This window comes from Streptomyces sp. NPDC056222, from assembly GCF_042264065.1.
Lineage (GTDB): Bacteria > Actinomycetota > Actinomycetes > Streptomycetales > Streptomycetaceae > Streptomyces.
In genome coordinates this window covers 14,884-25,728 of sequence record NZ_JBHJTL010000063.1, presented here as the reverse complement: position 1 = coordinate 25,728, position 10,845 = coordinate 14,884, and the positions used below count along the sequence as shown (strand labels likewise).

Below are 10,845 nucleotides of genomic sequence, written 5' to 3'. Positions count from 1 at the left end.
GCCCCCTCGGCGTATCGCGCTGATCACGGGAAAAGCCTATCGCTCTCCACCCCGGAGTCGTCATGGTCCGTATGTGTACAAAAGAGGGGGTGGAAGTTTGACGTTATGGACAGCGACACATGTCCTCTTGGCAAAGCGGGGCGCCGCGGGCAACGTGGACGCGGGGTACCCACCGATCTGGGAGTCATCATGGCGAAGATCTTGATCGTGACCGGGGACGCGGCGGAATCGCTGGAGGTCATGTACCCGTACCAGCGGCTGCTCGAAGAGGGGTACGAGGTCCATATGGCCGCTCCGGCGCGCAAGCAGCTGCGGTTCGTGGTGCACGACTTCGAGCCGGGCTACGACACGTACACGGAGAAGCCGGGCTACAGCTGGCCCGCCGACCTGGCGTTCTCGGAGGTGGATCCGGGCGACTACATCGCGGTCGTGATCCCGGGCGGCCGGGCTCCGGAGTACCTCCGCAACGACCCGGAGCTCCGCAAGATCCTCAAGTCGTTCTTCGACGCGGACAAGCCGGTGGCCCAGATCTGCCACGGCCCGCTCCTGACGGCGGCGATCGGCGGTCTGGAGGGCCGCAGGGTCACGGCGTACCCGGCCCTGGAACTCGACATGCAGGCCGCGGGCGCCAGCTTCCAGGACACGGAGGTGGTGGTGGACGGCACCCTGGTCTCCTCACGGGTCTGGCCGGACCACCCGACGTGGATGCGGGAGTTCTTGAAACTGCTGCGGGCGACGGGCTGAGGGCCCTGGGGTCCGGGGGGTGCGGGCGCAGGGGGCCGTGGGCATTCGTCCGCTCGTCCCCACGGGGTGGTGGACGGTCGTCCGCCACCCTCCCCCACGAGGGTTGTGGGCGATCGTTCCGCAGGGCGGAACGGGTGGGCACAACCCCCACCGGGCCGCACGCGGACCACTCCTGCACCACCCGCCGGACAGGACCCGGCCCTCAGACGAGGTCCTCCGCCACGGCGACCGCCTCCGCGAGCGAGTCGACGACGGGCACCCCGACCGCCTCCAGTGACGCCCGGCTGTGCGATCCACCGGTGTACAGGACGGCCCGCGCCCCCACGTACGCCGCCGCCCGCGCATCGTCCGCGGCATCGCCGATCACGACGATCCGCTCCGCCGGCACGCCCCCCAGCGCCTGAAGGTGCCGGACCATATGCCCCGACTTCCCCTCGGTGGACGCCCCGACCCGCCCGTCCACCCGCACGAACCGCTCCTCGATCCCGTGCCTCCGCACCAGCGGTACCAGCTCGGCGTGGGGTGCCAGCGAGAGCAGCGACTGCGTGAAACCGGACTCCTGCCGCGCGGCCAGCAGCTCCGCCGCCCCGGTCGTCAGGCCACAGTTCTCGGCGCGCTGCCAGTAGTGCCGATGGAACACGCCGTCCATCAGCTCCCACTCCGCGTCCGTGGGCAGCCGCCCCATCAGCCGTTCGTAGAACTTCGGCACCGGCACCATGTACAGGTCCCGGTAGCGCGCGAGCGTGATCGGCTCGAGCCCCAGCTCGGCGAAGGCCGCGTTGGTCGCCCCGATGACCGCGTCGATGTCGTCGAGCAGCGTGCCGTTCCAGTCCCAGACCAGGTGCTTTCCGTGCTTCCCCATGCGAAGACGGTACCGGCACCCACCGACACGGCAACGTCGGTCGGCCCGGAGACCGGTCGGGCCGGAGATCGGCGGCGGACGTCCGTCAGCCCAGCAGCCCGGGAATCTCCTGCACGCCGAACCACAGCAGCTCGTGGTCCTCCGCCCCGTCCACCGTGAACTGCGCGTCGTCGTCACCCTGGTCCGCAGCCCCCAGCGCGTCCGCCGCCGCCGAGACGTCCGTCTCGGCGTCGTCCGCGTCGGCGTGCACGGCCGCCGCCTTGGCCAGCGGTACGGCTCCGGCGATACGGACCTCGCCCAGCGAGGAGGCGTCGAGACCGCGGTCGGGGTCGACCACCGCCTCCTTGTCCGGCACGTCGACCGCGACGACGATCCGGCGGCGCGCCGCCGAGGGGTCCCCGGCCAGCAGCCGCAGGGAGGCGGACGCGGCCCGGCTCAGCGCCGCGTACTCGAGCTCCTCGATGTCGTCCGAGACGTACCACTCGCGCAGGGCGGGGGTCACGGCGTACGCGGTCAGCGGACCGGGGCCCAGCTCGCCCGCCTTGTGCGCCTGTGCGAGACCGGGAAGGGTCAGGGGGACGTACACGCGCATTGGCTGGCCGCTTTCGTAGTCGGAAACGCCCTCAGGATACGTGCGGAGTCCCCCTTCGGGGTCCCCAGGCCGCCGTCTCGCGGGTCCACCCGAGGCATCCCCCACCCTTGTGCCGACAGACCGGGAAGACCGCCCCGTCACTCTGATAGGTGAAGCGCGCGAACGTCCACGCGGGCGGCCACGGAGCCTTGCGGGGGCGCCGAGCACCCCCGTACAAGATCCCCAACAGAAGTTACCGCCCGGTAGACCGCCGAGGCCGTACGGAACGGGGACCGCCCATGGACGCCATCACCACGACGCCCACCACCACGCCGCCGCCCCCGTCCGAGCCCGCTCCCGCTTCCGCGCCCGCCGCAACCACGCGTCCGCGCACCCCTCGCCCCCGCACCGCTCCCCGCGGCCCCGCCGGCACCGGCCCCCGCGGCTCCGCCGGGCCCCGCCCCGGATTCCGCCCCGGAGCCCCCTCACGTGTCCGTACGCCGCCTCGCGCACTCCCGCCGCACGCTCTCTTCGCCGAGCGCCTCCTCGCCGTCCTCAGCGGCGAGCGGCCCGTCCACTGGATGCTCGGCATGACCGTCGGGGAGGCGTACGAACAGCTCGTCCAGCTCGCCCCGGACACCCCCTTCAGGTCCCTCGGCGCCCGCCCCGTGCTCCGTACCTGCCGCTTCCACCCGCCCAGGACGGATGCCGTCGAGGTCTGCGCGACCGTCGCCACCGGCGAACGGATCCGGGCCATGGCCTTCCGCCTGGAACGCGGAGCCGACCGCCGCTGGCGCTGCGCCGCCGTCGAGCTGGACGGCCTCCACGCGCGCGTGGAGGCCGTGCCCACCGAGCCCCGCGTGCCGGTCCAGCCCCGCGTACCCGCCCAGGCCCGGACATGACGAAGGGGCCGACCACCTCACCAGGTGCCCGGCCCCTCCCACCCCATCAGGGGTTACTTCTTGCGGCGACGCCCGCCGCTGCTCTTCTGCGCCTTGCGACGCTCCGCCCGCGTCAGACCGTCGCCGCCGGCCCCGGCGTCCTCGCTGACGAAGTCGCCCTCGACGACGCTGCCGTCGCCGTCCACCTTCGGCGCGGTGAAGTGCAGCCGGTCCGGCCGCTGCGGGGCCTCGAGGCCCTTGGCGCGGATCTCCGGACGCGCGGGCGCCGGCACGGCGTCCTCCTTGGTGAGGGAGGGAGCCGCGTCCTTCACCGGGACCTCCTCGACCTGCTGCTCGACCTGGACCTCCAGGTTGAACAGGTAGCCGACGGACTCCTCCTTGATGCCCTCCATCATGGCGGTGAACATGTCGAAGCCCTCGCGCTGGTACTCGACCAGCGGGTCCTTCTGCGCCATGGCGCGCAGGCCGATGCCCTCCTGGAGGTAGTCCATCTCGTAGAGGTGCTCGCGCCACTTGCGGTCCAGCACGGAGAGGACCACGCGGCGCTCCAGCTCACGCATGATGTCCGAGCCGAGCGACTTCTCACGGGCGTCGTACTGGTCGTGGATGTCGTCCTTGACGGACTCGGCGATGAACTCGGCGGTGATGCCCGCACGGTCGCCGGCCGCCTCCTCCAGCTCGTCCACGGTCGCCTTCACCGGGTAGAGCTGCTTGAACGCGGTCCACAGCCGGTCGAGGTCCCACTCCTCCGCGAAGCCCTCGGCGGTCTCCTGGCGGATGTAGTCGTCGATCGTGTCGTCCATGAAGTGCTGGATCTGCTCGTGCAGGTCCTCGCCCTCCAGGACGCGGCGGCGCTCGCCGTAGATGACCTCACGCTGCCGGTTGAGGACCTCGTCGTACTTCAGGACGTTCTTACGCGTCTCGAAGTTCTGGGTCTCGACCTGGGACTGCGCGGAGGCGATGGCGCGGGTGACCATCTTGTTCTCGATCGGCACGTCGTCCGGCACGTTGGCCATGGCCATGACGCGCTCGACCATCTGGGCCTTGAACAGGCGCATCAGGTCGTCGCCGAGGGAGAGGTAGAAGCGGGACTCGCCCGGGTCGCCCTGGCGGCCGGAACGACCGCGCAGCTGGTTGTCGATCCGGCGGGACTCGTGACGCTCGGTGCCCAGCACGTACAGCCCGCCGAGCTCCTTGACCTCCTCGAACTCCGCCTTCACGGCCGCCTCGGCACGCTCCAGGGCGGCCGGGAGGGCCGCGGCCCACTCCTCCACGTGCTCGACCGGGTCCAGGCCCGCCTGGCGCAGCTCGGCCTCGGCCAGGTCGTCCGGGTTGCCGCCGAGCTTGATGTCGGTGCCTCGGCCGGCCATGTTCGTGGCGACGGTGACGGCGCCCTTGCGGCCGGCCTGGGCGACGATCGTCGCCTCACGGTCGTGCTGCTTGGCGTTGAGCACCTCGTGCTGGATGCCGCGCTTGGAGAGCTGCTGGGAGAGGTACTCGGACTTCTCGACCGACGTCGTACCGACGAGGATCGGCTGGCCCTTCTCGTGCTTCTCCGCGATGTCGTCGACGACGGCGGCGAACTTGGCGACCTCGGTCCGGTAGATCAGGTCCGACTGGTCCTTACGGACCATGGGCTTGTTCGTCGGGATCGGGACGACGCCGAGCTTGTAGATCTGGTGGAACTCGGCCGCCTCGGTCATGGCCGTACCGGTCATGCCGGAGAGCTTGTCGTAGAGGCGGAAGAAGTTCTGCAGGGTGATCGTGGCGAGGGTCTGGTTCTCGTCCTTGATGTCCACCCCTTCCTTCGCCTCGATCGCCTGGTGCATGCCCTCGTTGTAGCGGCGGCCGGCGAGGATACGGCCGGTGTGCTCGTCGACGATCATGACTTCGCCGTCGATGACGACGTAGTCCTTGTCCTTCTTGAAGAGTTCCTTGGCCTTGATGGCGTTGTTCAGGTACCCGACGAGCGGGGTGTTCACCGACTCGTAGAGGTTGTCGATGCCCAGCCAGTCCTCGACCTTGGCGACGCCGGACTCGTGGATGCCGACGGTGCGCTTCTTCTCGTCGACCTCGTAGTCGCCGGTCTCCTCGATGCCCTTGAGCGGGACGCCGGCCTCACCCTTGGTGAGGCGGGTGACCAGCTTGGCGAAGTCGCCGTACCACTTGGTGGCCTGGTCCGCCGGGCCGGAGATGATCAGCGGCGTACGGGCCTCGTCGACGAGGATGGAGTCGACCTCGTCGACACAGGCGAAGTTGTGGCCGCGCTGGACGAGCTCGTCCTTGGACCACGCCATGTTGTCGCGCAGGTAGTCGAAGCCGAACTCGTTGTTCGTGCCGTACGTGATGTCGCAGGCGTACTGCTCGCGGCGCTGGGCCGGCGTCATGTTGGCGAGGATGCAGCCGACCTCGAGGCCCAGGAACTTGTGGACGCGGCCCATCATCTCGGAGTCGCGCTCGGCCAGGTAGTCGTTCACCGTGATCAGGTGGACGCCCTTGCCGGACAGCGCGTTCAGATACGCCGGGAGCGTGCCGACGAGGGTCTTGCCCTCACCGGTCTTCATCTCGGCCACGTAGCCGAGGTGCAGGGCGGCGCCGCCCATCAGCTGGACGTCGTAGTGGCGCTGGCCGAGGACGCGCTTGGCGGCCTCGCGGACGGTCGCGAAGGCCTCGGGGAGCAGGTCGTCGAGGCTCTCACCGTCGGCGTACCGCTGCTTGTACTCCTCGGTGAGCCCCCGCAACTCGGCGTCGGAGAGGTTGACGAAGTCCTCTTCGATGGAGTTGACCTGGTCCGCGATGCGGTGCAGTTTGCGCAGGATCTTGCCTTCGCCTGCACGCATGAGCTTGTTGAAGACGGACACTGAGGCTGGTCTCCTTGCCGGTCGGGCCTGGCACTGGGTCTTGTGATGGACTCGGGCGCGGGCACGGCAGGTGGTCCCCACCGCAACGGCCATCGTAAGCGAGACCGCCGCCGCGCCGGGAGGCCCGAAGGACCGGAGCGTCACCGCTGCCCGGATTGAGAACGCTCGAGACGCGCGGAAGGTGCCGCAGGGTCCGAAAAGTGTTCGCTTCGCGACGGTCCGCTCACCAGAATTCCGTCATGGAGCCGAAGACACTGATCACGGAACGTCTGACCCTCGGCAGGTTCACTCCGGAGGACGCCGACGAGGTCCACGCGATCTGCCAGGACCCCGAGATCCAGCGCTGGACGACCGTCCCCTCGCCCTACGGGCGTCAGGACGCCGAGTTCTTCCTGAACCGTGTCGTGCCCGACGGCTGGCGCGACGACACCGAGTACAGCTTCGCCGTACGGCCCCGGGAGGGCGGCCCGATCCTCGCCGCCGTCGCGCTGCACCACCCGCGCTCGGGCACCTGGGAGGTCGGTTTCTGGACCGCCAAGGAGCACCGCGGCCGCGGCTACATGACGGAAGCGGTCCTCGCACTGGCCGGCTGGGCCTTCACGGAGCTCCGCTGCACGCGTCTGGAGTGGCGCGCCGAGGTCGGGAACGCGGGCTCGCGGGCGACCGCCGAGAAGGCCGGATTCGCGGTCGAGGGCGTGCTGCGTGCCGCGCTGCCGAACAAGGGAGTGCTGCGGGACTCCTGGGTCGGCGCGCTGCTGCCGTCCGACCTCGGCCTGCCGGGCGCTCTGCCGTATCCGGCGGCGACTTCCCAGACCCTGGGATGACTGTCAGTGCCAGCCCCTAGGCTGCGGATCATGACGACTGCGCCGCCGCCTGTTGCCGAACTGTCCGCGGACGAGGCCCGCCGGATCGCCCTGCGCGCCCAGGGATTCCTGGGCGCGCCAGACCGCCGCGCGGGGGTGCGGGGCGTGCTGCGCCATCTGGGGCAGGTGCAGCTCGACACGATCTCCGTCCTGGCCCGCTCGCACGAGCTGATCCCGTACGCACGGCTGGGCGCGGTGGGCCGTACGACGGTCGAGGACGCGTACTGGACCGAGGGGCACGCCTTCGAGTACTGGTCGCACGCTGCCTGCATCCTGCCGGTCGAGGAGTGGCCGCTCTTCGCCTTCCGCCGCCGTGCCTACCGCTCCCGGCCGCAGTGGCACCACGATCTGCCCGACGGCGCGTACGACGCCGTGATCAAGCAGCTGCATACGGAGGGCCCGCAGACCGCGACGGAGCTCGGCGGCGCGAAGAACAAGGGCGAGTGGTGGGACTGGTCCGAGTCGAAGATCGCCGTGGAGCGGGCGCTGATGTACGGCGAGGTGGTGTGCACCGAGCGGCGCGGCTGGAAGCGGGTCTACGACCTGGCCGAGCGGGCGATCCCGGACGCCCTGCTCCAGGTCGACCTGGACGACTCCGAGTGCCTGCGGAGGCTGGTGCGGCAGGCGGGCGAGGCGCTGGGCGTGGGCACGCGCGCGGACATCGCCGACTACCACCGGATCAAGGGCGAGGCGTTCGACGCGGTGGTGGAGGCCTCCGGGCTCGTGCCGGTGACGGTGGCGGGCTGGGCCAAGCCGGCCTGGGCCGATCCTGCGGCGCTGGCGACGGAGCCGCGCGGCCGGCACCGTACGACGCTGCTGTCGCCGTTCGACTCGCTGATCTGGGAGCGGCCGCGCACGGAGCGGATCTTCGGCTTCACCCACCGCCTGGAGGCGTACGTGCCGAAGCAGAAGCGTGTGCACGGCTACTTCGCCATGCCGCTGCTGGTGGGCGGGAAACTGCTGGGCCGCGTCGACCCGGCGCGGGAGGGCAGGACGCTGGTGGCCCGGCAGGTGTCGCTCGACTCCGCCAAGGCGGTCGGCCCGATGGCGCAGGCGCTGCGTGAGGCGGCCGAATGGGTGGGCTGCGACTCGGTGCGGATCGAGCGGGCGGACCGACCGGAGCTGATCGCCCCGCTGACGGCTGCCCTCGGCTGACGACCGCCGTCACCTGATCTGGGGACGCCCCGGGATCTGTGGACGCCCCGGGATCTGTGGACGCCCCGGGCAGCCCCGGCTGCCCGGGGCTCCTCTCCGGCCTCAGCGGATCTCGAGGATCTTCTCCCGCATCGCGTAGACCACGGCTTCCATCCTGGAATGCAGCTGGAGCTTCTCCAGAATGTTGCGCACGTGGTTCTTCACCGTGTTCTCGGAGATGAACAACTCCTTGGCGATGTCCCGGTTGTTCATCCCGGTCGCGACGAGCTTGAGGACTTCCAGCTCGCGGTCGGTCAGCCGGGGCGCCGGTACCAGCCGGCGCTCGTCCGTGCGCTGGATCATCGACTTGAACTCGGTGAGGAGCTTGGACGCCATCGACGGGCTGATCTGCGACTGGCCGTCGGCCACCGCGCGAATCGCGGTGGCGACCTCGTCGGTGGAGATCTCCTTCAGGAGATAGCCGGTCGCGCCCGCCTTGATCGCGTCGTAGAGATCGGCCTCCTCGTCGCTGATCGTCAGCATGATGATCTTCGCGCTGGGGGCCACCTCCTTGATGGAGGTGCAGGCCTCGATGCCGCCGCGCTTGGGCATCCGGACATCCATCAGCACGATGTCGGGCAGCAGGTCGGCGGCTTTGTCGACGGCCTCCGCCCCGTCGCCCGCCTCGCCGACGACCTGGATGTCCTCCTCCTGGGCGAGGACGATCTCCAGGCCGCGACGGAAGAGGGCATGGTCGTCCACCACAAGGACTCGGATCGGCTCCTTGCGGGACTCCCCGCTGTCCGAATCCGATCCCTCGGGGGTGGCCGCGCCATCAGGCTCTCGCCCGCTGTGCACCGGCCCGAAGCTGTCCGCCATCGTTCCTCCCCCTGAAGGCCGTGGCCTGAATTCGTGTTCGGTCCTCCAACCGCTGCTCTCAAAGCAGAGGTTGGCGTGCACGCCATGATTTCATGCCCGGACGACAGTGCGGTGATCCCGTGGCCACCAGGGGGTCGCACGGGGGTGCCCCTGGGGGCGCAAGGGGCGCTCCAGGGGCACCGTGACGGACAGAGCAGAGGTGGCGCTGGGGCTGCGGGTCAGCCGCCGAGGGCACCACCGGCGCCGCCACCCTCGGCGAGCGGGTCGCTCTCCAGATGGATGACGCCGTAGTCGTATGCATGCCGCCGGTAGACGACACTCGGCTGCTTGGTGTCGGAGTCGACGAACAGATAGAAGTCGTGACCGACGAGCTCCATCTCGTAGAGCGCCTGGTCGAGGGTCATCGGGGCGGCCCGGTGCGTCTTCTCGCGGACCACCAGCGGGCCTTCGCCCTGCACTTCGATCGAGCCCATCATCGTGGTGGGCACCCCGGCGGACTCCTGACCCACCAGCTCGCCGCTTCCGTTGAGCTGTGCGACGCCCGGCACCACATCGGCGACCTCGGCCGCCGACAGCCTGCCGTTGCCACGGCGGGTGTACCGCTTGTCGTGCTGCTTGCGCAGTCGCGCGTCCAGCTTGTCGCTGGCGAGGTCCAGCGCTGCGTACGGGTCGCCTGCCGCCGCTTCCGCCCGGATCACCGGGCCTCGGGAGTGGAGGGTGATCTCTACACGGTCGGACCTGTCGGCCTGCCGCGGGTTGTGCTCCTTGGACACCTCGACGTCGAGGCTGATCACCTTGCCGTCGAGCTTCTGGATTCTCTCCAGCTTCAGCTTCTCGGCCACGTGCTTGCGGAACCGCTCGGGCACCTCGGTCTTGCGGCCCTTGACGACGATGTCCACGCAGAACTCCGTTCCCGGATCGCTCAGAACGGCTCCTCGGCCGTCGAGCATCTCCCTTTGCACCAGACTCCGGTGAATGCCGGAGCCTCGGACTTGGCGACTTTCACCTCCTCCTCCCCAGCCGGCAAGATCCCCACCCCACCGACCCGAGGTTAATTCGCCCTGAACTCCTGTCCTGTAGGCGCACCCGTGCATTCGCTGAGGCGTAGCCTTCGCCATTCCTCACAACCGAACATAGCTCGTTCGGACGGGTGTCGGCACCCGCTACCGCCACATACCTCCGTTCGGGTGTTCTCACCTCTCACCACCTGCAACGATGCAAGTTCTCCGTCAGTTCCGGTTTATTTCGAACGACGACGGAGAACATGCGACTACCGCCGCCGCGGCCCGTACGAATGCCCTTTCCGGCGTGCCGTTTTCCGCCGTGCCTTCACTCCGTGCCCGAATGAACGGCAGGTGTACGGCACTCAGTGCCCGCGCCGCCTCCGTCAACGAGGCGCCCGTGGTCATCAGATCGTCGACCAGCACCACCCGCCCGCCCTGCATGAGCCGCGCGCCACCGGCCACGACCTCCAGCGCCCCGGCCAGATTGGCGAACCGTCCACGGGCGCCGAGTCCCGACTGGTCCGCCACGGCGCGGCGCTGTCGCAGCACCGGAATCACCCGAGCGGCCCGCCCCCGACTGCGCAACCGGCCCGCCGCGGCGAGCGCGATACGCCGAGTCGGATCGTGTCCACGCGCCCGCACCGAGCTCCGTGACGAGGGCACCGGTACAAGGAGAAGGGGGCGGGTCCCCGAGGCGTCACAGCGCCCGGCAGCAGCCTCCACGGCGCCCGCGAGCGCCGACCCGAGGGGTCCGGCGAGGGAGAGTGCGCCGCGCTCCTTGTGGGCGAGAAGCACCGAGCGTACGGCGTCGGCGTACGGCGCCGAGGCATGCACGACCGGCAGCCCGGCCGGCTCGGGAACGGGCCGCACTCGGCGCGGGCCGGGGCCTGCCAACTCCTCCCGGCACCGCGGGCACAACTCCGTACGGGGCCTGCCGCAGCCTCCGCAGGCGACCGGCAGCACCAGTCCGGCGATCTCGCGCCACCACCCCCGCATGGCTCCACTGTCCTCCTGCCCGACCCGGG

At 70.1% G+C, this 10,845-nt stretch carries 10 protein-coding genes; 4 read left to right on the top strand and 6 right to left on the bottom strand.

Features of this window, described 5'->3' with window-relative positions; all coding sequences use genetic code 11:
* Positions 1-186 precede the first annotated feature (186 nt).
* The gene (locus ACFC0D_RS25945) at positions 187-744 is read left to right on the top strand and encodes a DJ-1/PfpI family protein (protein WP_376440469.1); all 558 of its coding nucleotides are present in this window, start codon (positions 187-189) and stop codon (positions 742-744) included.
* A gap of 202 nt (positions 745-946) precedes the next feature.
* Here ACFC0D_RS25945 and ACFC0D_RS25940 read toward each other — a convergent pair whose 3' ends face one another.
* Positions 947-1,606, bottom strand: coding sequence for an HAD family hydrolase (locus ACFC0D_RS25940; RefSeq protein ID WP_376440433.1), 660 nt, complete (start codon positions 1,604-1,606; stop codon positions 947-949).
* 85 nt (positions 1,607-1,691) lie between these two features.
* Positions 1,692-2,198, bottom strand: coding sequence for a DUF6912 family protein (locus tag ACFC0D_RS25935; RefSeq protein WP_376440430.1), 507 nt, complete (start codon positions 2,196-2,198; stop codon positions 1,692-1,694).
* Positions 2,199-2,476: 278 nt separating this feature from the next.
* Between ACFC0D_RS25935 and ACFC0D_RS25930 the strand changes: the two genes are divergently transcribed.
* On the top strand, positions 2,477-3,079 hold the full coding sequence (locus ACFC0D_RS25930; RefSeq protein WP_376440428.1) for an Rv3235 family protein: 603 nt from the start codon (positions 2,477-2,479) through the stop codon (positions 3,077-3,079).
* A gap of 53 nt (positions 3,080-3,132) precedes the next feature.
* On the opposite strand, the gene secA is transcribed toward ACFC0D_RS25930, so the two are convergent.
* Positions 3,133-5,940: a preprotein translocase subunit SecA gene (gene secA, locus ACFC0D_RS25925; protein WP_376440426.1), complete on the bottom strand. Its 2,808-nt coding sequence runs from the start codon at positions 5,938-5,940 to the stop codon at positions 3,133-3,135.
* 239 nt (positions 5,941-6,179) lie between these two features.
* Between secA and ACFC0D_RS25920 the strand changes: the two genes are divergently transcribed.
* Entirely contained in the window at positions 6,180-6,764 is a 585-nt protein-coding gene (locus ACFC0D_RS25920; protein ID WP_376440423.1) for a GNAT family N-acetyltransferase, read from the top strand.
* A 30-nt stretch (positions 6,765-6,794) separates the two neighbouring features.
* Positions 6,795-7,958, top strand: a complete 1,164-nt coding sequence (locus ACFC0D_RS25915; protein ID WP_376440420.1) for a winged helix-turn-helix domain-containing protein — start codon at positions 6,795-6,797, stop codon at positions 7,956-7,958.
* 102 nt (positions 7,959-8,060) lie between these two features.
* Here ACFC0D_RS25915 and ACFC0D_RS25910 read toward each other — a convergent pair whose 3' ends face one another.
* The 3 genes from ACFC0D_RS25910 to ACFC0D_RS25900 form a co-directional block, all read right to left on the bottom strand.
* The gene (locus tag ACFC0D_RS25910; protein WP_376440418.1) at positions 8,061-8,816 is read right to left on the bottom strand and encodes a response regulator; all 756 of its coding nucleotides are present in this window, start codon (positions 8,814-8,816) and stop codon (positions 8,061-8,063) included.
* 218 nt (positions 8,817-9,034) lie between these two features.
* Positions 9,035-9,715 carry a ribosome hibernation-promoting factor, HPF/YfiA family gene (gene hpf / locus ACFC0D_RS25905; protein WP_376440415.1) on the bottom strand — a complete coding sequence of 227 codons (681 nt, stop codon included), beginning with the start codon at positions 9,713-9,715 and terminating at the stop codon, positions 9,035-9,037.
* Between the two features lie 330 nt (positions 9,716-10,045).
* Positions 10,046-10,816, bottom strand: coding sequence for a ComF family protein (locus ACFC0D_RS25900; protein WP_376440412.1), 771 nt, complete (start codon positions 10,814-10,816; stop codon positions 10,046-10,048).
* Positions 10,817-10,845 lie beyond the last annotated feature (29 nt).

What these genes read in the sequence shown, in the direction of transcription:
- ACFC0D_RS25915 (WP_376440420.1), top strand. Translation starts at nt 6,795, where the DNA reads ATGACGACTGCGCCGCCGCCTGTTGCCGAACTGTCCGCGGACGAGGCC.
- ACFC0D_RS25910 (WP_376440418.1), bottom strand. Translation starts at nt 8,816, where the DNA reads ATGGCGGACAGCTTCGGGCCGGTGCACAGCGGGCGAGAGCCTGATGGC.
- ACFC0D_RS25920 (WP_376440423.1), top strand. Translation starts at nt 6,180, where the DNA reads ATGGAGCCGAAGACACTGATCACGGAACGTCTGACCCTCGGCAGGTTC.
- ACFC0D_RS25900 (WP_376440412.1), bottom strand. Translation starts at nt 10,816, where the DNA reads ATGCGGGGGTGGTGGCGCGAGATCGCCGGACTGGTGCTGCCGGTCGCC.
- ACFC0D_RS25935 (WP_376440430.1), bottom strand. Translation starts at nt 2,198, where the DNA reads ATGCGCGTGTACGTCCCCCTGACCCTTCCCGGTCTCGCACAGGCGCAC.
- ACFC0D_RS25930 (WP_376440428.1), top strand. Translation starts at nt 2,477, where the DNA reads ATGGACGCCATCACCACGACGCCCACCACCACGCCGCCGCCCCCGTCC.
- ACFC0D_RS25940 (WP_376440433.1), bottom strand. Translation starts at nt 1,606, where the DNA reads ATGGGGAAGCACGGAAAGCACCTGGTCTGGGACTGGAACGGCACGCTG.